Annotated in this window: 22 protein-coding genes; 11 read left to right on the top strand and 11 right to left on the bottom strand. The window is 35.9% G+C overall.

Translation table 11 applies throughout. The annotated features are described in order from the left end of the window. Positions 1-61 precede the first annotated feature (61 nt). The 3 genes from ACO05K_RS17280 (at position 62) to ACO05K_RS17290 (ending at position 2,693) form a co-directional block, all read left to right on the top strand. The gene (locus ACO05K_RS17280) at positions 62-1,078 is read left to right on the top strand and encodes a glycosyl hydrolase family 18 protein (RefSeq protein WP_421945663.1); all 1,017 of its coding nucleotides are present in this window, start codon (positions 62-64) and stop codon (positions 1,076-1,078) included. Between the two features lie 4 nt (positions 1,079-1,082). Next, the gene (locus tag ACO05K_RS17285; protein WP_421945664.1) at positions 1,083-2,123 is read left to right on the top strand and encodes an aminotransferase class I/II-fold pyridoxal phosphate-dependent enzyme; all 1,041 of its coding nucleotides are present in this window, start codon (positions 1,083-1,085) and stop codon (positions 2,121-2,123) included. A 69-nt stretch (positions 2,124-2,192) separates the two neighbouring features. Further along, positions 2,193-2,693, top strand: a complete 501-nt coding sequence (locus ACO05K_RS17290) for a phosphoglycerate mutase family protein (RefSeq protein ID WP_421945665.1) — start codon at positions 2,193-2,195, stop codon at positions 2,691-2,693. A 4-nt stretch (positions 2,694-2,697) separates the two neighbouring features. Here ACO05K_RS17290 and ACO05K_RS17295 read toward each other — a convergent pair whose 3' ends face one another. The 4 genes from ACO05K_RS17295 to ACO05K_RS17310 all read right to left on the bottom strand — a co-directional run bounded on the left by ACO05K_RS17295 (position 2,698) and on the right by ACO05K_RS17310 (position 6,889). Beyond that, on the bottom strand, positions 2,698-3,381 hold the full coding sequence (locus tag ACO05K_RS17295; protein WP_421945666.1) for a M15 family metallopeptidase: 684 nt from the start codon (positions 3,379-3,381) through the stop codon (positions 2,698-2,700). 110 nt (positions 3,382-3,491) lie between these two features. Next, on the bottom strand, positions 3,492-4,721 hold the full coding sequence (locus ACO05K_RS17300) for an alanine dehydrogenase (protein ID WP_421945667.1): 1,230 nt from the start codon (positions 4,719-4,721) through the stop codon (positions 3,492-3,494). Between the two features lie 74 nt (positions 4,722-4,795). Continuing rightward, the gene (gene tsaE, locus ACO05K_RS17305; protein WP_421945668.1) at positions 4,796-5,212 is read right to left on the bottom strand and encodes a tRNA (adenosine(37)-N6)-threonylcarbamoyltransferase complex ATPase subunit type 1 TsaE; all 417 of its coding nucleotides are present in this window, start codon (positions 5,210-5,212) and stop codon (positions 4,796-4,798) included. Positions 5,213-5,335: 123 nt separating this feature from the next. Further along, positions 5,336-6,889, bottom strand: coding sequence for a PglZ domain-containing protein (locus ACO05K_RS17310; protein WP_421945669.1), 1,554 nt, complete (start codon positions 6,887-6,889; stop codon positions 5,336-5,338). Between the two features lie 112 nt (positions 6,890-7,001). Here ACO05K_RS17310 and ACO05K_RS17315 point away from each other — a divergent pair, with 112 nt between their 5' ends. From ACO05K_RS17315 to ACO05K_RS17340, 6 genes are all read left to right on the top strand, one after another. Beyond that, complete coding sequence (locus ACO05K_RS17315) at positions 7,002-8,225, top strand: HD domain-containing protein (RefSeq protein WP_421945670.1); 1,224 nt, start codon at positions 7,002-7,004, stop codon at positions 8,223-8,225. Between the two features lie 122 nt (positions 8,226-8,347). Continuing rightward, positions 8,348-9,424 (top strand): UDP-3-O-(3-hydroxymyristoyl)glucosamine N-acyltransferase, encoded by a 1,077-nt coding sequence (lpxD, locus tag ACO05K_RS17320; RefSeq protein WP_421945671.1) that lies wholly within the window; start codon positions 8,348-8,350, stop codon positions 9,422-9,424. Further along, positions 9,414-10,826, top strand: coding sequence for a bifunctional UDP-3-O-[3-hydroxymyristoyl] N-acetylglucosamine deacetylase/3-hydroxyacyl-ACP dehydratase (locus ACO05K_RS17325; RefSeq protein ID WP_421945672.1), 1,413 nt, complete (start codon positions 9,414-9,416; stop codon positions 10,824-10,826). The genes lpxD and ACO05K_RS17325 overlap by 11 nt, the downstream gene beginning before the upstream one ends. Next, the gene (gene lpxA / locus ACO05K_RS17330; protein WP_010599175.1) at positions 10,826-11,611 is read left to right on the top strand and encodes an acyl-ACP--UDP-N-acetylglucosamine O-acyltransferase; all 786 of its coding nucleotides are present in this window, start codon (positions 10,826-10,828) and stop codon (positions 11,609-11,611) included. Before ACO05K_RS17325 ends, lpxA begins: the two co-directional genes overlap by 1 nt. 73 nt (positions 11,612-11,684) lie before the next feature. Further along, positions 11,685-12,149 carry a GNAT family N-acetyltransferase gene (locus ACO05K_RS17335; protein WP_421945673.1) on the top strand — a complete coding sequence of 155 codons (465 nt, stop codon included), beginning with the start codon at positions 11,685-11,687 and terminating at the stop codon, positions 12,147-12,149. A 10-nt stretch (positions 12,150-12,159) separates the two neighbouring features. Then, positions 12,160-12,774, top strand: a complete 615-nt coding sequence (locus tag ACO05K_RS17340; protein WP_421945674.1) for an ABC transporter ATP-binding protein — start codon at positions 12,160-12,162, stop codon at positions 12,772-12,774. Positions 12,775-13,209: 435 nt separating this feature from the next. Here the strand turns inward: ACO05K_RS17340 and ACO05K_RS17345 are convergent, their stop codons facing one another. Both ACO05K_RS17345 and ACO05K_RS17350 read right to left on the bottom strand, forming a co-directional pair. Continuing rightward, positions 13,210-15,597, bottom strand: coding sequence for a prolyl oligopeptidase family serine peptidase (locus ACO05K_RS17345; RefSeq protein ID WP_421945675.1), 2,388 nt, complete (start codon positions 15,595-15,597; stop codon positions 13,210-13,212). Between the two features lie 299 nt (positions 15,598-15,896). After that, the gene (locus ACO05K_RS17350; protein WP_421945676.1) at positions 15,897-17,084 is read right to left on the bottom strand and encodes a hypothetical protein; all 1,188 of its coding nucleotides are present in this window, start codon (positions 17,082-17,084) and stop codon (positions 15,897-15,899) included. A gap of 159 nt (positions 17,085-17,243) precedes the next feature. Here ACO05K_RS17350 and ACO05K_RS17355 point away from each other — a divergent pair, with 159 nt between their 5' ends. Further along, a complete protein-coding gene (locus ACO05K_RS17355) occupies positions 17,244-18,635 on the top strand; it encodes an aldehyde dehydrogenase family protein (protein ID WP_421945677.1) in 1,392 nt (463 codons plus the stop codon). Positions 18,636-18,762: 127 nt separating this feature from the next. Then, entirely contained in the window at positions 18,763-19,290 is a 528-nt protein-coding gene (locus ACO05K_RS17360) for a YfiT family bacillithiol transferase (protein WP_421945678.1), read from the top strand. A gap of 34 nt (positions 19,291-19,324) precedes the next feature. On the opposite strand, the gene ACO05K_RS17365 is transcribed toward ACO05K_RS17360, so the two are convergent. The 5 genes from ACO05K_RS17365 to ACO05K_RS17385 all read right to left on the bottom strand — a co-directional run bounded on the left by ACO05K_RS17365 (position 19,325) and on the right by ACO05K_RS17385 (position 23,413). Continuing rightward, entirely contained in the window at positions 19,325-20,044 is a 720-nt protein-coding gene (locus tag ACO05K_RS17365) for a heavy-metal-associated domain-containing protein (RefSeq protein ID WP_421945679.1), read from the bottom strand. A gap of 449 nt (positions 20,045-20,493) precedes the next feature. Then, on the bottom strand, positions 20,494-21,318 hold the full coding sequence (gene ygiD, locus ACO05K_RS17370) for a 4,5-DOPA dioxygenase extradiol (protein WP_421945680.1): 825 nt from the start codon (positions 21,316-21,318) through the stop codon (positions 20,494-20,496). Between the two features lie 205 nt (positions 21,319-21,523). After that, the gene (locus ACO05K_RS17375) at positions 21,524-22,084 is read right to left on the bottom strand and encodes a helix-turn-helix domain-containing protein (protein WP_421945681.1); all 561 of its coding nucleotides are present in this window, start codon (positions 22,082-22,084) and stop codon (positions 21,524-21,526) included. Beyond that, complete coding sequence (locus ACO05K_RS17380) at positions 22,084-22,587, bottom strand: DUF3347 domain-containing protein (RefSeq protein WP_421945682.1); 504 nt, start codon at positions 22,585-22,587, stop codon at positions 22,084-22,086. The genes ACO05K_RS17375 and ACO05K_RS17380 overlap by 1 nt, the downstream gene beginning before the upstream one ends. A 10-nt stretch (positions 22,588-22,597) precedes the next feature. Next, positions 22,598-23,413 carry a hypothetical protein gene (locus tag ACO05K_RS17385; protein WP_421945683.1) on the bottom strand — a complete coding sequence of 272 codons (816 nt, stop codon included), beginning with the start codon at positions 23,411-23,413 and terminating at the stop codon, positions 22,598-22,600. Position 23,414 lies beyond the last annotated feature (1 nt).

Genomic DNA, 23,414 nt, shown 5'->3' on the forward strand with positions numbered 1-23,414 from the left:
AAACCAATTACTAATGATTTAATCGCATTGCGTATGTAACAGAAACCTAAAAACCTAACCTATGAAAAAAATATTACTATGGCATGTGCTGATTTTGATACTCGGAATTAGCGGCTGTAAAAAAGGAGAATCGGTTTCGCCTGAGCCGACTGCACCACTTGTTCCTTACACGCCAGATAACTCTTTCAAGATTGTTTCTTACTTTCCAAGCTACCGCGATCCGGAAACAATTAACCCAGCGAAGTATAAGATGATTACCCACTTATTCTACGCGTTTCTAAATCCCAATCCCGATGGTTCTTTAGCTGCTTTAGAGCAACCAACACGTTTCAATACGGTTATGCAAAGAGCAAAATCTAACGGATTAAAATTTGGTATTTCTGTTTCTGGGACAAGAAGTATTTTTGTAACAATGGCTTCTACATCAACATCACGAAGCTTATTTGTAAAAAATGTAACCAATTTTGCCAAAACAAATAATTTGGATGGTGTAGATATGGATTGGGAATATCCAAGCACGGCAGATGGTTCTGCTGATAATTTTGTGTTATTAATTAAAGAACTTTCTGATTCACTCCATAAATACAACAAATTTTTAAGTGCCGCCATTACACCCGGAGTTTATGCGGGTAGCGTTAGAGATGGTATGAAATCAGAGGTTTTTCCACTAATTGATTTTTTTAATATTATGGTTTACGATGGAATTGGTTGGGATAAAACAGAGCCTTTTCAGCATGCATCTTACAATATGGCGGTTGCAAGCTTAAATTATTGGTTAACCACCAGAGGAATGCCAAAAGAGAAAGCTGTTCTCGGAATTCCGGCTTATGGTAAAAATACCTCAAATTCTGCACTTGCGTATCGGGATATTGTTGCAGCTAATGCTAATGTGAATATCGATTCGGCTGTTGTTGGCAGCACAAAATATTATTACAACGGTGTTACAACTACAAAGAAAAAAGCTAAACTTGCTAAAGATGTTGCAAACGGAATAATGTTTTGGGAGTTTTACCACGATGATGGTGGCTCAAAATCTATTATTAAAGCGGCAAATGATACTTTAGGCAGAAGCTATTAAATAAATGAATTTAGATTTTACGGGCATTAATCAACCCTTATCCAGTACAATAAATCTATCTGGCAAGGTATATTTATACTTTGGCGGAACGGCTTACCTTGGTATTCCTCAAAACGAAGATTTCATTAAATTATATGTTGATGGGATAAAGAAATTTGGTTTGAACAATGGTACAAGCAGGAGTAATAACATTCAACTTGGTATTTATAATGATGCAGAAATAGAAGCTGCCGATAGATTTAATGCAGAAGCCGCATTAATTACATCAAGCGGTTATTTGGCTGCACAACTAACGGTAAAAGAACTCTCAAATTTTGGTTCGGTAATTTATGCGCCTTCTACACATCCGGCACTTTGGCAAGAAAAACAACCCGATGCGGTTGGAACTTTTACAGATTGGTCGAAACATGTAGTTGAGAAAATAAATGCTGCTCCGGAAAAAAATTGGGTTTTAATTAGCAACTCTATGAATAATCTTATTCCAGAGGTTTATGATTTTAACTTTTTAGATGAAATTGAGAAAGACAAAAACATTATTTTAATAGTTGATGATTCTCATGGAATTGGTGTAAATAATAACGGTTTTGGTGCCTACATTAAACTTCCAAAACTTAATAATGTAGAAAATGTAGTGGTTGCATCAATGGCTAAAGCATTGGGCGTTGATGCAGGATTAATTCTCGGTTCAGAAAAAATAGTTAATCAGCTAAAATCAACAAATACATTTATTGGTGCATCGCCACCATCCGCCGCCGGTTTGTTTGCGTTTACAAATGGCGCAGAAATTTATCGAAATGCACAAACAAAGCTTTATGAAAACATTGCTGTATTTGAGAATGGGATAAATACAAACTGCACTTTCGAGCCAAATTTTCCGGCATTTTTATTTAACGATGCTGATTTAGCCAATAAGCTTCTGCAGAAACAAATTTTAATTTCTTCTTTTCCTTATCCGGGCACGAATAATACATCAATTAACAGAGTAATTATTTCTAGCTGGCATTCTGAAGAACAAATCAGGAAGTTGATAGCGGCTATCGGTTAGTTTCTCTAAAGAATATTATTTTCTTCAAGCCGATAATTTTTTCAATATTTATAACCAAAATCAAAAGCAATGAAAAAGTTTTTTTTCCTCTTATCATTATCATTTTTATTTCTGATAAATGTACAGGCTCAAACTACCGAAGTTTGGGTAGTTAGACATGCAGAAAAAGATAAATCGAATCCACAGGAGAAAAATCCTGATTTATCGAATGAAGGAACAAGAAGAGCTGGAGATTTGGCAAAATTTTTATCAAAAGTAAAATTTGATGCAGCTTACACCACGCCATACAAAAGAACCAGACAAACTTTAGATTCGCTGATTATCCCAAAAGTTATCGAGTATAACGACATTAAAGCACTTGTTGATAGCGTTAAAACAAACTATGCAGGCAAGAAAATTATAATTGCCGGCCACTCAAATACAGTTTTAGAGATTATTGAGGCTTTTGGCGGAAAACGCCCGAGAGAAGAATTAACTGATGATGATTATGACTTTATTTTTCGCCTAAATGTAAAAGGCGATAAAGCGAAAGTTAAAATGGATCAATATGGCGTTCCGCATCATTTGTAGTTATCTACAATTTCTCAAACGGAATATCCATAATATCGTAATTTTCCCAGCCTTGAAAATCGTAATGCCACCATTCGTTATCTAAAACGTTTAGCTTATTTTTCTTCATAACTGAAATTAAATATTCACGATTTTTTCGAACCACATCTGATACTGGTTCATATTTTGTGGCAGCAGCTTTCGAAAAGCTATCGTAAGGTGTAGCCATTTCTACTTCTTTACCCGTTTTTAAATTGATAACAGTTAAGTCTACCGCACAACCTCTGTTATGTTTTGAGCCTTTTGCAGGATTTGCCACAAAGTTTTTATCACTCGCTTTCTTATAAAATTCTACTGTAATTTTATAAGGGCGATAACCATCAAAAATTTTCAGACCTAAGCCTTTTTTATTTAGTTCTTGCTGTATCTTTTTAAGAGATTCGACTACAGGTTTACGGGCAAAAGCTCTTGCTTGCTTATACATAACCTGCTGCATAAAATTATTTTTAGTCGCATAGCGGATGTCAAGCTTTATATTAGGAATGGCTTTTTTAATCTCAACAAGCTCATTGTTTGGATTGATTTTAATAGAGGCCAGATATTGATTGTAAGAATTTACAACAACAAGTTTTTGTGGTACTTCGGGTTTAGTTTGAGCTAAAGCAGATATTGAGGTGAATAGAAGAAAAATGAAGAATTTTAATTTCATAGTTACACTAGCTTAAATCGGTCGTCATTGCGAGGCACGAAGCAATCTTTTCCAGTTGTTATTCTTTGTTTTAAGATTGCTTCGTGCCTCGCAATGACGGAAAGGAAACATTATTGATTAGAAACAACCAGCAATTCTAAATCCTTAAAAGGCAAATTAAACATATCTGCCAAATCTTTATTAGTTACGTTCCCTTGATAAATATATAACGCTTCACGAATGCCTGGATTATTCCAAACCATATTCATTAGGCCTCCAAACTCACCAATATCTAATAAAATCGGGGCAAAAATATTTGTTAGTGCGTAAGATGCTGTTCTTGGAACACGCGATGCAATATTTGGAACACAATAATGAATTACATCATACTTTCTAAAAACCGGGTTCGTATGGTTTGTAACTTCAGAGGTTTCAAAACAACCACCCTGGTCAATGCTCACATCAATAACAACTGAATGCGGTTTCATTCTTGCAACGGTTTCTTCCATCACAATACACGGACTTCTTCCGTGGCTTGCACGAATGGCGCCAATTACAACATCGCAGGTTACAATTGCTTTATTTAAAACAATTGGCTGCATAACCGAAGTAAAAACACGGCTGTTGCCCAAGTTATTTTGTAAGCGTCGTAAACGATAAATCGAGCTATCGAAAACCTTTACTTCTGCACCTAAAGCAAGCGCAGTTCTGGCGGCATATTCGCCAACGGTCCCAGCACCTAAAATTACAATTTCTGTTGGTGGCACCCCTGTAAAACCACCAAGCATTAAGCCTTTTCCTCCGGTTACATTGCTTAAATATTCAGCTGCAATTAATATTGATGTAGAGCCCACAATTTCGCTCATTGCCCTAACTACACTTAAAACATTTCCCTCATCCCGTAGATGTTCAAAACATAAAGCATTTATCTTTTTTTGCATTAAAGCTTTAAGATATTCTTGTTTTAAGGTTCCGGTTTGTAAAGATGAAATTAGCGTTTGCCCTTTGTGCATCAAGGCTATTTCCTCCAACATGGGCGGAGCTATTTTAACCAGAATATCACAATCGAAAACTTCTTTTTTATCGTAGGCAATTTTAGCACCTTGCTCCGCATATTCTGTATCAGAAAAATTTGCTGCTTTTCCCGCACCACTTTCTAAAATAACCCGGTGACCATTGTTTACCAATAATGCAACAGATAATGGTGTTAAAGCAATTCTATTTTCTTGAAAAGAGATTTCTTTGGGGATTCCGATGTTTAGATTATTCTTTCTATTTCGGGTTTCTAGCGTTGCCTCTTGAGTTTGTAGTAAACCCTGACGAGCTATATCGGCCATTCCTTCGCGTAATCCTGTAGCCATGATGTTGTAAAAAATGTTTATTGTTTTAGGTTGTTCAAGATAAGGAAAAACTGTTAATTAATTGATATATAATTCTATCCTTTAGAAAAACGAAATATTCGCTGATTATCATCAATAATACTTATATCTACCCTAATTAAATTATCAGGCAGTAACTCAGTTACAAGTTCAGGCCATTCAATCAGGCAAATTCCACCGCCGTAGAAATATTCCTCGTAACCTAAATCATAAGCTTCCTGTATGTTTTTAATTCTGTAGAAATCAAAATGATAAACAGAACCTTTAGGACTTACGTATTCGTTAACAATAGAATAGGTTGGGCTAGAAACAACATCAGCAACGCCTAAAACAGCGCAAAATGTTTTTATAAATGTGGTTTTACCTGCACCCATATCGCCGTTAAAAATGAAAATCTTTTCATCTCCGGCAAAATCTAAAAGCTGTTGAGCTGTTTTTGGTAAATCTGCTAAACTGTTAACTGTTAATTCCATTGTAAAAAAATAAAGGCAAAAGTAATACATAATTGCATTGCTTTTGCCTTTTATCAACTTGTCAATCTGAGCCTGTCGAAGATTATTATTATTCGTCCTTCGACAGGCTCAGGAAGACAAGGTTTATCTCGGTGAATAAGTAACCACCGGAATAATCATTTCCTCTAAAGAAATTCCACCATGTTGGAACGTTTCATTGTAATAATTAACAAATTGGTTGTAGTTATTTGGATAAACGAAATAACTATCCTCACGAGCAAAAATATAACTGCTGCTGATGTTAACCTTTGGCAATAAAGCATCATGTGGGTTTTTAATCAAAAACACCTCTTTTGCATTGAAGTTTAAGTTTCTGCCTTGTTTATATCTCAAATTAGTATTTGTACTTCTATCGCCAATTACTTTAACTGGTTTTTTAACACGAATTGTTCCGTGGTCGGTTGTGATAACAACTTTAACCTGTTTTTGAGAAATTTTCTTCAACAAATCAAACAAAGGTGAGTGCTCAAACCAAGATAATGTTAGTGAACGATAAGCCGCATCATCATTCGCCAATTCACGAATCATTTGCATATCTGTACGGGCATGACTTAACATATCAACAAAGTTGAAAACGATAGCATTAAAGTCATTTTTCAATAAATTATTGGTTTGGTCTACCAACTCTTTACCTTGTTCAAAAGTTAAAATTTTATTGTAACTGAATTTGCAATCCTTACGTAAACTACGTTTGATGTTGTCTGCTAAAAATTCTTCCTCATGCATGTTTTTTCCGCCCTCATCATCATCATTTTGCCATAATGCAGGGAAACGTTTTTCCATATCTAAAGGCATCAAGCCAGAAAAAATAGCATTACGAGCATACTGCGTAGCTGTTGGAAGAATACTCGTGTACATATCTTCTTCATCTATGCGGAAATATTCTGAAATCAGCGGGTTAATGATTTTCCATTGGTCGTAACGAAGGTTATCAATCAATATAAAAAATACCGGAGTTGTGTCATTAATATGAGGAAAAGCTTTTTTCTTCAACAATTCGTTAGAAAGTAGCGGTGCTTTATCTTTTTCTTTAATCCAGCCTAAGTAATGCTCTTCTATAAACTTCGAGAATTGAGTATTTGCTTCCTGCTTTTGCATGGTTAAAATTTCATGCATTTGCGGATCGTCTAATTTTTCAAGTTCTAATTCCCAGAAAACGATTTTTTTATAAACATCAACCCACTCTTCGTAATTCAGCTTATCGCTCAAAGTCATTCCCAACCTGCGGAAATCCTGTTGATAAGCCATTGAGGTTTTTTCGCTAACCAGGCGTTTATTATCAATCAGCTTTTTAATGGTTAGCAACACTTGTTTTGGATTTACAGGCTTAATCAGGTAATCATCAATCTTACTACCAATCGCGTCTTCCATTAAATTTTCTTCCTCGCTTTTGGTAATCAACACTACCGGAACATCAGGATTTAGATTTTTAATGGCCGATAAAGTTTCAATGCCCGTCATTCCTGGCATGTTTTCATCTAAAAAAACCAAATCAAAATGCGATTTTCCAAATGCTTCTAAAGCGTCATTTCCATTGGTAAAAGTATCAACAGTATAACCTTTATCGTTTAGTAATAATATATGAGGTTTAAGCAAGTCGATTTCATCATCGGCCCACAATATTTTAGTTTCTTGCATGTTTTTGTAAAAATAGGGTAAGTAGTGCCTTTATATTCTGGCAGGTAAATCAAACTATAAATAAAAATAGCAATTTTTGTACCGTATCTATCTATTTAACTATTTTTAACGATTGAATAAGAAAAAAATAATAAACGATCCGGTTTACGGATTTATAAGTATTCATAGCGAACTGGTTTACGATGTAATCTCGCATCCTAGTTTTCAGCGATTGCGATACATCAAGCAACTTGGGATGACGCATTTGGTTTATCCAGGCGCTTTGCACACTCGATTTCATCATGCGCTTGGTGCCATGCATTTAATGAGCCTTGCCATCGCTCTTTTAAAAAGTAAAGGGCATGTAATTACCGAAGGTGAAGAGGAATCGGCAATACTGGCTATTTTACTACACGATATCGGTCACGGTCCTTTTTCTCATGCACTTGAGCATTCTTTAGTCACCGGAATCAAGCACGAAGATATTTCAGCAAAGCTGATGCATGATTTAAACCAGCATTTTGGCGGAAAATTAACTCATGCTATAGAAATCTTTAATGGCACTTATCCTAAAAGATTTTTGCATCAGCTAATTTCTGGTCAGCTGGATTTAGATAGAATGGATTACCTAAATCGCGACAGCTTTTTTACCGGAGTAAGCGAAGGGGTAATTAGTTTCGATAGAATTATTAAAATGTTTAATGTTTATGATGACGATTTGGTTATCGAAGAAAAGGGCATTTACTCTATCGAGAAATTTTTAATTGCCCGCAGGTTGATGTATTGGCAGGTTTATTTGCATAAAACGGTTATTTCTGGCGAGATGATTTTGGTTAAGCTTTTAGAAAGAGCAAAGTATTTGGCCGCCGCAGGAAAGGAATTATTTGCATCGCCATCGTTAAATTATTTTCTGAAGAATGATATCAATGAAAATAACTTTTTTGAGAACCCTGAGAATTTGGAGCATTTTACCAATTTAGATGATCAGGATATTTATGCTGCGGTAAAAGTTTGGGTTCAGCATCCTGATAAAATTTTATCTACCTTATGTAAAATGCTTACTTCCAGAAATCTATATAAGGTTGAAATGAGTAATGAGAAAGCAAGTGAAGACAGGGTTTCTTTCTTACAAAATGCTGCCGTAGATTTATTGGGTATAAGTGCTGATGAGGCTAATTATTTTGTTTTTACCGATTCTATACAAAATAGAGCATATAATGCAGGCGTTGGCAATATTAAAATTCTAATGAAAAATAACGATATTGTTGATATAGCCAAAGCTTCAGATTTATCAAACTTAGAGTCGTTACAAAAAACTGTAGAAAAATATATTCTTTGTTATCCTCGTGGGATTTAAGTTTATTTAACAAAATATTTAGTTTTTAGAGCCGTTTTAAGTCTTATTATTGTGTAAAATATACACCATTTAACCCTTACAGGTTTTTTTGTTCATATCAATTTAACATTTACCTTTGTACGATGCAATTTACTGCCAAGCAGATAAGCGAGTTTTTAAATGGTTCCATAGATGGTAACCCCGATGTAACCGTTAGCGAACTCTCTAAAATAGAAGATGGTAAAGAAGGCTCTTTGTCCTTTCTTTCTAATCCAAAGTACGAGAATTTTTTATATTCCACTAAGGCTTCGGTAGTTATCGTATCTAAAACTTTTAGTCCGACTCAGGAATATACAAGTACTTTAATTCGTGTAGAAAATCCGTACAGTTCTTTTACTGTGCTGTTAGATAAGTATAACGAAGCAATGAATGCTCAGGCTGAACAAACGGGGATAGATAAAATGGCATTTGTTCATCCGACAGCAAAAATTGGTAAGAATGTTTTTATTGATGCTTTTGCTTACGTTGCTGAAAACGTAGAAATTGCCGATGGTTGTAAATTAAACGCACAAACTTTTGTTGGCGCAAACTCTAAAATAGGAGAGAACAGCACTTTTTTTCCAGGTGTTAAAATTTATCATAATTCAGTTATTGGCAATAGAGTAACCATCCATTCAAATACGGTTATCGGTAGCGATGGTTTTGGTTTTGCTCCCCAAAAAGATGGCACCTACAATAAAATTCCTCAGATTGGTAATGTTATTATCGAGGATGATGTAGAAATTGGTGCGAATACAACTATTGATAGAGCGACAATGGGTTCTACAATAATTAAAAAAGGTGCAAAGATTGATAACTTAATCCAAATTGCCCACAATGCAGAAATTGGAGAAAATACTGTTTTAGCAGCTCAATCCGGCGTTTCTGGTAGTACTAAAATAGGTCCAAACAGCGTTATTGGTGGACAGGTTGGTATTGCCGGACATTTAACGTTAGCAAAGGGAACACAAATTGGTGCGCAAGCCGGAATCAATTTTAACATTACCGAAGAAAACAAACAATGGCATGGCAGCCCGGCGCAACCTTTGCGTAATTGGATGCGTGCTTCAGTTATTTTTAAACATCTGCCAGATGTTGAGAAAAGAATAAACGTACTCGAAGAAGAAATAAAAAGACTTACATCTGAAATCGAAAAGAATACAATAAACAATGAACGTTAGACAAAGAACGATTAACAAAGCGATATCAGCCTCGGGCGTGGGTTTACACACCGGTGCTAATGTTACCTTAACTTTTTGCCCTGCGCCAGAAAATCATGGCTTCAAATTCCAGCGTGTAGATTTGGAAGGTCAGCCAATTATTGATGCAGATGCAGATAATGTTACCGATACTTCACGCGGAACAACCATTACCCAAAATGGTGCAAGTGTAAGTACTGTTGAGCATGTTATGGCATCTTTAGTAGGAATGGATCTTGATAACGTTTTAATAAAATTAGATGGACCTGAAACGCCAATTATGGATGGCAGCTCTATCCAGTTTATTGATTTATTGGAAGAAGTTGGAACAATTGAGCAAAATGCCGATCGTGAATACTTTACCATTCCGCACAACATTACTTACACAGAATCTGATAGGAAAGTAGAAATTGTAGCCATGCCTTTGGATGACTACCGTTTTACTTGTATGATTGATTATAATTCCCCGGTTTTAGGTAGTCAACATGCTGGTATTAATACTATTGCCGAGTTTAAAAAAGAAATCGCTTCTTGCAGAACTTTTTGTTTCCTGCACGAGTTAGAATATCAGTTACAGCATAACCTAATAAAAGGTGGCGATTTAAATAATGCCATTGTAATTGTTGATAAAGAAGTAACTAAAGATGAATTAAATCATTTAGCAAAGCTTTTCAACCGTAAAGATATTGATGTTGCTCCACAGGGAATCCTGAATAATATGGAGTTGCGTTACCAAAATGAGCCAGCCCGACATAAACTGTTGGATATGATTGGCGATTTGGCTTTGGTAGGTATGCATCTAAAAGGCCATATCATGGCAGCGAGGCCTGGTCATGCTGCAAACGTTGCTTTTGCGAAAAAGATAAAGGCAGCGATTAAAAAAGAAAAAAATAAGAAAATCCAAAAAGTGTACGATCCAAGCGCAAAACCATTGTTAGATATTGTTCAAATTATGGACATTTTGCCTCATCGTCAACCTTTTTTGTTTGTTGATAAAATCCTTGAACTTTCTAAAAACCACGTTGTAGGCGTTAAAAACGTAACCATGAACGAGGAGTTTTTTAAAGGCCATTTTCCGGGCGCACCTGTTTTTCCGGGTGTAATCCAAATAGAAGCGATGGCACAGGTTGGTGGTATTTTAGTTTTAAGTACTGTTCCAGATCCGAGTAACTACCTTACTTATTTCTTAAAGATAGATAACGTACGTTTCAGAGCTCAGGTTTCTCCTGGCGATACAATTGTTTTCCGTTGCGATTTACTTGAACCAATCAGAAGAGGAATTGCTCAGATGAAAGGTGTTGGAATGGTTGGCGAGAAAATAGTTGTGGAAGCCGAAATGATGGCTCAAATTTCAAAAGTTAAACAAACAGAACCTGCTCAATAATGATACAACCTTTAGCATACATACATCCCCAGGCAAAAATTGCCGAAAACGTAGTAATTGAACCATTTGTTGTAATACATAAAGATGTTGTTATTGGCGAAGGAACTTGGATTGGCTCTAATGTAACCATTATGGATGGTGCTCGCATTGGTAAAAACTGTCGTATTTTTCCAGGTGCAGTAATTTCTGGCGAACCACAGGATTTGAAATTTGCCGGAGAAGTTACCACTGCAGAAATTGGTGATAATACAACCATCCGTGAGTGTGTAACCATTAACCGTGGTACAAAAGACAAATGGAAAACGGTAATTGGTAGCAATTGCTTAATTCAGGCGTATTCTCATATTGCTCACGATTGTGAGGTTGGAAATAACTGTATTTTCTCAAATAGCACAACTTTAGCTGGTCACATTACCATTGGAAACAATGTTGTTTTGGCTGGTTTGGTAGCAATCCATCAATTTGTTAAAGTTGGTTCTTACGCTTTCGTAACAGGCGGTTCATTGGTTCGTAAAGATGTTCCTCCATATGTTAAAGCTGCACGCGAACCACTTTCTTATGCAGGTATCAACTCTGTTGGTTTAAGAAGAAGAGGTTTTACAAACGAACAGATTGATGAGATTCAGGAAATTTATCGTGTACTTTTCGTAAAACATAATAACGTAACCAAAGCTTTAGATATGATTGAAGCGGAGTTCAAGCCAACTGAAATTCGTGATGAGATTGTAGATTTCATTCGCAACTCTAACAGAGGTGTAATGAAAGGCTTTGGCATGGGTAGCTAGTTTAGGAGGCAAAGGTTAGAAGGCACAATCTTAAATTTTCTTAGGTGTCTAAGGTGGTAAATAAGCAATGTTCATGAGTGATTTAACGCTAATCAGAACGGATTCAAATAATACCGATTTTAGAGAATTGGTGATTTTGTTGGATAAAGATTTAGCGATTAGAGATGGCGCTGAACATACTTTCTATGCTCAATTTAACAAAGTTGATGCAATTAAAGAAGTTGTTGTTGCTTATCAAAATCAAACTCCTGTAGCTTGCGGAGCAATAAAACCATTCTCAGATACTGCAGTTGAAGTTAAGCGGATGTTTGTTCATCCTGATTACAGAAAAAAAGGTTATGCTGCCAAAATTTTAACTGAATTGGAAAATTGGGCTGCTGAATTGAGCTTTTCCAAATGCGTTTTAGAAACCGGAAAAAGGCAACCAGAAGCCATTTCGCTTTATCAAAAAGTTGGATACCAGATTACACCTAATTACGGACAATATATTGGTGTAGACAATAGCGTTTGCATGTCTAAAACACTTTCCAAATCCTGATACTCAATAAATGAAGATAGTTTTAGATAACGTTGGTAGAAGGTTTAATAAAGAATGGATTTTTAGAAATCTGAGTGCTGAATTTAATACAGGAAATAGTTACGCTATTTTAGGTCCGAATGGCTCAGGGAAATCTACTTTATTAAGTGTTTTAACAGGAAGTCTAACACCATCTGAAGGAAATATTTCTTTCTTTGATACTGGAGACATTGCGGTTGAGGACATTTACAAATACATCAGTTTGGCAGCTCCGTATCTGGAATTGGTTGAAACTTTTACCCTAAGAGAAATTATTGATTTCCACTTTAAGTTTAAAAATTTCGTTCCGGGTGTTGATGCACAATCGCTAGTCTCCGTTTTGGGCTTAGAAAAATCTGTTAATAAACAAATTAAATATTTTTCTTCGGGAATGAAACAAAGAACTAAGCTTGCATTGGCATGTTGTTCTGATTCTCCAATTCTATTTTTAGATGAACCAACCAGTAATTTAGACGTTCAGGGTATTAATTGGTATCTTGAATTGATAGAAAACTTTACAAAAGAGCGCTTAACAATAATTGGTTCAAACCAAATTCAGGAATATGATTTCTGCAAAGAACACATTCAAATATCTGATTTTAAGTAGTTTGTCTCGTTTTTCTTTCCTTCCGTAGCACAAGCTTTTGTCATAGATTTGTATTATATAAATATTTTTAAAAAAATATTTTGTAATTAAATAATTGTTCTTACCTTTGCACCACCAAAAAGAGAAACAATATTTAATTTATTCTCTTATTGAAATTGTTAATATTCTCCGCTTCGCGGAAACAAAATATATAGTCGGAAACGACAAAAGATTTTTCATAGTTTAGTTTGAGGTTTAGGTTGATTATGCCTTTGGAGTGGTTCCCAAAGGCATTTCTTTTATAAGATAGTTTTTATTTCTATAAACCTAGTCATCCTGAGCTTGTCGAAGGACATATAAAAATACCTTTGAGCGTTTCGACAACACGTCCCGATATTTCGGGAAGCTCAACGTGACATAGTAAGAAGAGATTGTTTAACTACACAACCTCTTAAATTATTTCTTCAAAGTATTTTCGTATAATTTAAATATCCGCTTATATTCATCTGTCCAGCTACTGGGTTCAATAAAACCATGGTCTTCTACAGGATAAACTGCAAGTTCCCAGTTGTTTTTGCCTAACTCAATGAAACGCTGTGTAATGCGAACAATGTCCTGAAAATGAACATTCACATCAACCATTCCGTGTGCCATTAATAGGTTTCCTTTTAACTTATCAGCAAAGTAAATCGGCGAACTTTTTTTATAAGCAATAGGGTCGTTAAAAGGATCGTTTAAAATATTCGAAGTATAGCCATGGTTGTAATGTGCCCAATCGGTAACGGAACGCAAAGCAGCACCACTTGCAAAAACATCCGATTCGTTAAACATCGCCATTAACGTGATAAAACCACCATACGAACCACCATACAAACCAACATGCTTTGGGTTAACGCCATACTTTTCAACCAAAAATTTAACACCATCAACCTGGTCAGTTAAATCTTTTCCGCCCATGTGGCGGTAAATTCCGGTTCTGTGGTCGCGGCCATAACCTGAACTTGCGGTGTAGTCGATATCAATGACTGTGTAACCATTATCAGCCAGTAAATTATTAAACATAAACTCACGGAAGTAAGTACTCCAGCCAAAATGAACGTTTTGAAGATAACCCGCACCATGAACAAAAACAACTGCTGGATGATTTGGATGAGGATTTTCAGATTTATAAACTCTTGCATAAACATCAGCACCGTAACGATTTTTGAACGAAACCATATCTGGCTCACGCCACTTATAAGAATTAAATTCAGCAGAGGCAGATTCGGTAATTTTTACGGCTTTTGCTCCAGCCTTATTAGGCTGAATGTATAATTCTCCTGGTTTATTTAGGTATGAATAATTGATGGCAACATACTTTTCATCAGGAGAAAGCGTAATGTCGTTTAAACCTTTCATGGTAGTAATTTGAACAGGTTCACCGCCGTTTACGCTAATCTTAAAGAAATTGGTAATTCCTGGATGCTCTTTATTTGCTTTAAAATAAAAAGTGCTATTGTCCTTAGAAAGTTGAACAGATTGAACTTCCCATTTACCAGAGGTCAGTTGTTTTTTATCTCCAGTTGAAACATTTACAACATATAAGTGCGAATAACCCGTTGCTTCGCTTTGATAATAAAAACGGTTATTATCAACCCAGCCAGTGCTGCCTTGGAAAAACCCACTGATACCGGGGCCTCCAATCCAAGCCTCATCATGTTGACGGTCGATTAAATCAAATTTTCCTGTTAATGCATCTAATTTTAAAATCCATCGGTCTTTATTATCCGCAGAAGTTGCAACCATAATTCCAGTACTGCCATTTTCGTTCCAAAGCGGACCAAAAAAGTTCACAGGCCTGTCGGCATTTTTCTTTTTCAGTGAATCTAATTGCTTCGGATAATCTTTATAGAAATCTGGGATGTCTTTGATTCCTTGAATGGTTGCAGTTTGAATGGCATAAACGGTATCTCTTTGTGTGTCGAAAATAAATCCCTGAGAAATGTTTTCATTTTCACCAACCTTTGTTCTTCCGGGAATGTCTTCCGTATAACCCGAAGCAGTAACATAATTTGGTACAATGGTGCTGTGATTATTTTGTGCCGGAGTAGTCAATTTATAAGTTACAAACCGCCCATCAGAACTAATTACCACACCGTTAAGAAACTTATCATCAGTGTAAAGTGGTTTTAAAGATTTTGTATCAGTAGAGGATGAACCAAATCGACTTCTTCCTCCACGAGCACCACCACCACGTGTTTCAGCATTTCTTTTTTTAATAATATCGAATAACTCTGTTTGTTGAGCTTTTAGCCAGCTATCTTGCTCGGTTGCAGGTTTTGCAGGTGTTCTACCTGCAGCTTTGCCTTTAACAAAGTTGGTTACTTGTTTGGTCTCAGCTGTTTTCAAATCCAGCTGAAAAATATTATCTCCTAGTTGGTAAGCGATATCACCATTGGTTAAAAAGACAGGGCTGCTTTCCCTTTCCATAGTGTTGGTTAATCGCGTTTCTTTTTTGGTTTTGAAATTCTGAAGGTAGATATCGCCACTTTTTTCAACAAGACCTAAAGATTTATCTTTGTTGTAAATATAGTTTAAGCCCAATAATTTCTCGTCTTCCTTATCAATAGCTTTTAATGGTTTTGTAGATGAAGCTGAAATTTTATATAATTCTTCTTTAGTCTTATTTTCAGGATTCCAATTGAAGTACAAAGTTTTGCTATCTGCTGTCCAACGAAAATTTGTTGGTGAAGTTCCCATCCATTTTGGGTCTCGCATTATTTTTTCGACAGTTAACGGTGCAATTTGTTGCGCAAAAGCATATTCTCCTGTACATAACAGTAGAAAAAGTAAATATTTCTTCATGAATTTAGTTTGGATGCCGCAATTTAGATAATGCAGTTGCTAAAACTAGAAGGAAATGGAAATGTTACAAGTACCTCTCCCTAGGAAAGGTTGAGGTGTTAGCAAGAACTGTTCAATCCCTCTCCTTAAGGAGAGGGAAACAAAGGACGGAAGTAGCTTCACTTACGCCAACTGGGAGAGGTTTTATCCGATAGTTATTTATCAAAAAGGTTGCTACGGAAACACAGGTTTACACGAACGGGACTGAAAAGATTTTCCGTGTCTTCCGTGTTTATCTGTGTGCATCTGTGGTTAAAAAATTATCGAATCACTCTTCCTGTTCTATCCACATTTACCACATCGAAAGGTTTCAAATATTCATTGATGATAATTGAAAATTCTCGTCGCGTTAAAACCTTTTTTAAATCAAATCTGGAAGAAAACTTATAGTTTTTATTCCATTTCTTTTCTATTTCAATTTTTGTGGCATCAACAGCTTTATTGCCAACATAGCAAACCATCGAGATTGTGTTTTCTAAATTGAATGGAATATTTTGATGGTCATCAAACCAAATTTGCGCTTTGTAATAATAATCTTTAATTGGCTGCTTAATTTCATCATAAGTAACTACATTCTCTGGATTGAAAAATACTTTCCCGCCCTTAATCTCCGCTTTTAGAATCCCGGTTATGCCAACTTTTTGTATTGCTAACCAATTAGAGTCTGCAATTTTTACATCTTCAAAAGGTAATAACGGAAGTTTGTAACTTAACAGTTCACCTTGTATTCTTTTTAAGTTAGATAAGCTGGTTTTAGTCTGAAAAAACGCCGCATAAGCTGCGGTTGCTCCAGCTGCTTGTCCAATTTCCAGATTATCAGGCTTTATGTAAAGGATATTTTCCTGATTTGGAATTAGCAAATTGTAAAGCGATAGAAAATCTGATGTTCCGTTTAATCCCCCAATTGTAGTGCGATATAAATTTTCTGAATAATTTAGTTCGTTAGCTTCTGCCGCTTTTAAACTAGCCACTTTTAATGCTGGAAGAATTTTCTCAATATCATCTGCAACAATTAAAACCTTTGCTCTAATGCTTTTTTCTTTTTTAAGTTTTGCTTCCCAGCCACTTCCTGAGCGTTTTAACTCATAATACGGTGTGTTGTTAATCACATCTAAAAGTTTAGAACTATCCGACCAATTTTTAACTACAGCATTTAAAATTTGATTGGTTATTTCAGGCAGCGCAACACTATCTGCAATTTTTAAAGATTTTCTTGCCCTTTTTTCGAAAGCCTTGGTTACTCCGGTTTGTGGTAAGTTTTTATAATTACTTAATTTAAATCCATCACTTTGTGTTAAAATTATAGCGTTAACACCCGATTCTGATGCTTGAATTCCTGAAGCAAATGCGGCATTTGAATTACCCAAAACCAATACATCCGTTTTAATGGTTTGGGCATAAGTAACAATTGGAATTAAGAACGTGAAAAGGAGAAACAACTTCTTCATTGCTGATGTTTAAAATTATTTGCAATATGGTTTAAATGGATGAGTTTTTGATGAAATGAATTGATTTTAACTAAATTTAACAAGGGAATATTGTGTCAGTCTGAGTTTATCGAAGACTTAACATTACCTTTCGACAAGCTCAAGATGACAAACAACTCAATGGATCAAAAAATAAAATCAGTTTTCGATTTACAACAAAAATACAAATTTGAGTTACGGAAAACGGATTCAAAAACACGAATTGCTAAACTCAAAAAACTTAAGCAAGCTCTAGAATCTGCTGAAGAGGAAATTTATGTTGCTTTGGATAAAGATTTGCGCAAAAGTAAGTTTGAAACTGCCGTAACCGAATTGTTTTTTACCTATGCTGAAATAGACCATGCGATAAAAAAACTAAGTGGCTGGATGAAGCCAAAATCTGTTGGTAAAACCATGAGTAATCTATTTGCAGGCAATAAGATTTATTACGAACCAAAAGGCGTTTGTTTAATTATTGCCCCATGGAATTATCCTTTACAATTAATTATGAGTCCGTTGATTTCTGCAATTGCAGCCGGAAATTGTGCCATTTTAAAACCATCGGAGTTAAGTAATTCAACAGCTAGCGTTATCCATAAAATTATATCAAATACTTTTGAAGAGAGAGAAATCGCTTGTTTTGAGGGCGATGCCGAAACCTCAACTTCATTATTAAAACTCCCATTCGACCATATTTTCTTTACCGGAAGTACAGCCATTGGAAAGATTGTAATGGAAGCTGCGGCAAAAAATCTTACTTCGGTTACTTTAGAATTAGGTGGAAAATCTCCGGCAATCATTGATGATTCTTGTGATTTAAAAAAGGCTGCTGAAAAGATTGCCTGGGGCAAACTGGTTAACGCTGGGCAAACGTGTATCGCTCCGGATTATGTTTTAATTGATGAAAAGCTGGAAAAAGAATTTGTAAGCCATTTTACAGTAGCGGCTGATAAAATGTTTTTTAACTATGGAAAAATTAACGACGAGGTTTTTGGTAAAATCATCAGCGAGAAACAATTTAATAGGTTGGATGGCTTAATAAAAAAGGCGGTAATCGAGGGCGCTATACTAGAATTTGGCGGAGAAACAAACCCAGAATCTTTAACCATTAATCCAGTCGTTTTGACTTCAGTAAGCGCCGAAAATAGTATTATGCAAGAGGAAATATTCGGTCCGGTTTTACCTATAATTAAATACAAAAACTTACAGAATGCTATAGATTTTGTGAACTCAAAAGATAAGCCACTAGCGCTTTACATTTTCTCTGATAGTGCTAAGAATCAAGAAAAAATCATCAATGAAACCAGTTCTGGAGGTACTTGTGTTAATGATGTTTTGGTACATATCAGCAATCCCAATCTTCCTTTTGGTGGTGTAAATAGTAGTGGGATAGGAAGTAGTCATGGAATATTTGGCTTCAAAAACTTCTCTCATGAAAGAGCAGTTGTTTTCCAATCGAAGTTTGGCATGACCAAAATGATTTATCCTCCTTATAATTTGGGATTGCTAAAATGGTTGAAGAAGCTGATGTAGAACAGGATTTAAGGGTTTTTAGAAAAATTCTATTAGCTCAATATGTCAGTCTGAGTTTATCGAAGACCACTTAAGTACTTCGACAAGCTCAGTATGACAATTATGATAAAATTCCTATTTTTCCCACATGGATTTAGAAAAACTTAAATACCCAATCGGGCAATTTGTAATGCCAGAAATATTCGATGAAGAACAAGCTGCTATCTGGATTTCGGAAATTGAAGCTTTACCCAATCAAATCAAAAAAGCAACAGAAAATTTAAGTGATGAAGAATTAAATCAGGTTTATCGTCCGGATGGTTGGACGTTAAAGCAAGTGGTTCATCATATTCCCGATAGCCATATGAATGCATATATCCGTTTTAAGCAGGCCTTAACAGAAGACATTCCAATCATTAGACCTTACTACGAAGAGCGTTGGGCTGAAACCGAGGAAGCAAAAAATGGGGGCATTCAGATGTCTGTTGCACTTTTGGTGAGCTTACACCAACGTTGGGTGGCATTTCTTAAAACATTGAAATTGGATGATTATCAACGTAGATATATTCATCCGGCTCAGGGAAAAGAACTTACATTAGCGAATATGTTGGGTATGTATGCCTGGCATGGAAAACATCACTTAGCACACATCACAAATACTATTTCGATACCCTAGCTTATATTTCCTCACACTCCTCATGCGAAAATGACTACATCAAAATCAACATTGTGGCACTCATTGCAATCATAATTGCATCTTCAACAATGGTAACAGTACTCATCGGTAAATTAAAAACGGCACCAAGGCAAGCACACTGAATTTTTTTCTTGTTTAAAACGCTTTCCAATACGCCAAGAATACTAACTGTCATTACAATTAAAGTAACCCAATTTACAATAACAGGTGATAAGTTAAGTGCAAAACTTAAACCCAAACCGAGTTCGATAAAAGCATAAATGTAGCCCCAGGCACCAAATTTCTTTGCCACGATATCATACATCATGTAGCTTTCGGCAAAAGCCTTTAAGTTTAACATCTTAAAAAAAGAAAACGTTAAGAAAAATCCAGCCATGAAAATGCGCATGAAAGTCATTAAGTTTATGGTATCATCTTGCCACGAAACCAGCAAGGAAACGGCTGTTACATAACCAAAAATCAACAAAATTGGCTTATAAGTTATTGCCCATGATTTTGTTTCTTCCACCAATTCACTATGGCTGTTCGCCGTTATTTGGTATTTACTTTCTGCCCCGCCTAAAGCTTGCTGCAAAGTATCTAAACCAATATGTTTATCCATGCTGATGGTTGCCGAATTTGTATCCTTAGAAACCTCAACCGAGGTAACATCAGGCAAAACCCAAAGATTACTTTTTACTTTATTTTCGCAACCACCGCAAGTCATGCCGGTAAGTTGATAGGTATGTGTCATAATACAAATTTACCTTTTGAAAGAGTTAATAGCGTTACAGAATAATCATAAAATGTTATAGAATTTTAAACGGATGTCGTGACTTTTTATGGGCTTTGTTTATACGATATGCATTCCCCTCTCCTAGAGGGGTGCCCGCAGGGCGGGGTGTTTATTTGTCTTGGCCAGACAGGCTTTTTTCTTTTGACAACAAAAGACCTGCGAAGCAAGCTTGAACTCCGATTAAAAAATATAAACCAGTGAAAACACAAAATTGCCGGCTGAAAATTTTTGTATTGAAGTTAGTGGTTTGGCTTTGACGGTGTATCTCCAATCCCGTACGTACGGGATGTTAGGCCGTTTTAAAGTAGAACGAAGAAATAGTGCGTTGGCTTAGTTGGCTGGAAATATATGTTTTACACCCAATTTCGTTTACTTTGTACTTAGCTCCGCATCCTTTGCGTTTAAAACTACCCCACCAAAACAGAAGTCATTGTTAACGAGCCACCAACAGCCTTATCATTAAAGAACGAAATTTCTTCTTTATCGTTTTTTAATCCCAAAGTATAAATCAATGGCAGGTAATGTTCCGGAGTTGGGATAGCCAACATCGCTTCGCTTCCTAAATTTCTGTAATCAATTAATGGTTTATGGTCATCATTGGCGATTAAATTTTTGAATTTATCATTCATTTCATTTGCCCAATCGTAGCCGCCGCCATTAATCATCTCCCAGCTTAGCATACGCAGGTTGTGCACCATATTTCCACTTCCAATAACCAATACGCCTTTTTTACGAAGTGCATAAATCTCTTTCGCAATTTCGTAATGTTGTTCTGGCGATTTTGTATAATCAATGCTTAATTGTAAAACTGGAATATTTGCTTCTGGATACATGTGACGAATAATTGTCCACGTTCCATGGTCTAAACCCCAGTCGTGGTCTAAGCCAACATGCGTTGAGTGAATTAACGATGGAATTTCTGCTGCAAGTTTTGCATCTCCAGGTGCTGGATATTGAACATCGAAAAGTGCTTGTGGGAAGCCACCAAAATCATGAATGGTTGATGGAAAATCCATCGCAGTAACAAAAGTTCCGTGTGTGTACCAATGTGCAGAAACAACTAAAACCGCTTTCGGAACAGGAATATGTGTTGCCAATTCTGTCCAGCTTCTGCTAAACTCATTATTTTCAATGCCATTCATCGGCGAACCATGACCAATAAAAAGAGTAGGCATTAAATCCGTTTGTGGCAAACGTTGGGTAAAACTTCTGAATTGTGCTAAGGTTGACATGATGCTGAATTTTAATGTAAAGTTACAGCATCACCGTTTTTTGACGCTTGATTTATGTTAAGAAAAGGCTAGAAACTCCATCTGTCTTCATTTTTATCCGTCGACTGAAGTCGACGGCAATGAAATGGATGGCGCATCATCGGCCATCCTCTTTTCTTGCATGGCATTCTTTGCCGTCAGTTTCAACTGACGGAATGATATCAGTTTATATCTCATCTAAAGTTTTCCTTTTATCTGATGTCTGGTTTTTATAAGCTGATGGCGTTAAATCTGTTACCTTTTTAAATTGAGCAGAAAGATGAGCAACACTACTGTAGTTTAGTTGATAAGCAATTTCGCTAAGCGTTAATTCGCCGTAAGTGAGCATTTCTTTCGCCTTTTCTATTTTTTGAGCGATGAAATACTTTTCGATGGTTTGATTTTCGACTTCAGAAAAAATAGCACTTAGTTGGTTATATTCTATATTAATCTGCTGACTTAGATAAGCAGAAAGATTAATTTTTAAAGGCTCTTTTGAGTAATGAATCAAATCGATAATTGAGGTTTTAATCTGCTCGGTAACTTGAGTTTTTTTATCCTCCAATAATTCAAAACCAAAGTGATTTAACTTCTCAGCAATTTTCGATTTATCATCGTTAGAAATATTCTCTGAAAGTGAAACTTTACCTAGTTCAACCGAAATAGGGTTAAAGCCAAGTTTTTCGAGCTCAGCTTTAACCACCATTTTGCAACGGTTGCATACCATATTTTTGATATGCAGATTCATTATTTCGATTTGATTGTTTCGGCAACATCGCCACAATCAAACATCATGCTTCCGTAGTACGGATTTTCGATGTTTTCTTTTTCATTTAACCAACTTGCTTTGGCCATTGGGCAATGCTGAACGTAAACTGTTGAAGTATTAAATTTGATATTTCTAACGGTTTTAATCATCGCAGAAGAAATCAATTCAAAAGATTTTCTTTGTGCCTTGATGTCTTTTCCAGCGGCCAGTTCAGTCGCTTTAGCTTTGATTATTTTGGCTTGTTCCATCCAAAGCGTATGTTGTGTTGCTGGTAAATCTTTGTGCGGAATTGCATCAACTTTAGCAGATAGTGATTTCACTTTCTCAGCAGCTAAATCTTTTTTATCAGTAGCTAAAGCATTTTTTACATCGTAATAAGCAGTTAATAATTGATTAAAAGCTGCATCAGTTTTACTTTGTGCGAAAGTTAATTTTGTAGTTGCAATGGCAATTATAGCCATCATTATCATGATTTTTTTCATCTTGTATATTTTATTTTAAAACATTAAAAAAGTTAAATTCTGCCCTTAGCAGATACATGTTTTTTAAGTATCGGTTTGTTATATTGCCCGTTGCCTGGAAGCGATAACCTAGATCAATTCTGGTTCGGCTATTCAAAATAACCTGAACTGCGGGAGCCAAATCTAAATAAGATTCACCCGAACTAGGGTCGGTTTTGCCCAACATTTCGAAATAAAGGTTAAAATTGGGTTCATTATAATCTTTGTAAACAAAGGGTAAAACTAAATAGCCTGATGATAAACTATACGAAAGCATTTTATCTGGCTTCGGGGTGTTGAATCTGTTAACCTTATCCGATGGCCCGAAAGCATCAGCATAACCTAACGTTGCAGAAAGCGCAAGCTTATGAAGCAGTTGAGTAAATATTAATCCAGCTTGCCAACCAGAGTTATCGCCTTCTAGATTGATATCTTTGCTAAAACCAGGTCTTTTGCTTGTACTTATTCTTCCAAATGCGGCAGCTCGAAAATGGCTTTGAGCTTCATCTATTGATAAGAAACGATATTTTGCATACAAGCTTCCACCCTCCAAGCGATACCGCCCATCCATATCTGATAAGAACGCTTGTGCATGCGCCATCAAGTTCTTGTTGAAGCCAAACATCACTTCCGGAATCGTTCTGCTTACAAAGCCCGGATTGTTAAACATGCCTTCGTTGGTTAAACGTATACCAATTGATTTGGTGGGCATGTTACTTGCGGGCTCAGTAAAAACATATAATTCCTGGCAAAACACGTTGTTATAGGCACTAATTAAAATCAGTGCCATTATCCATATTCTTCTCATT

It is taken from the genome of Pedobacter sp. (assembly GCF_965227205.1).
In the GTDB taxonomy this organism is placed as follows: Bacteria; Bacteroidota; Bacteroidia; order Sphingobacteriales; family Sphingobacteriaceae; genus Pedobacter.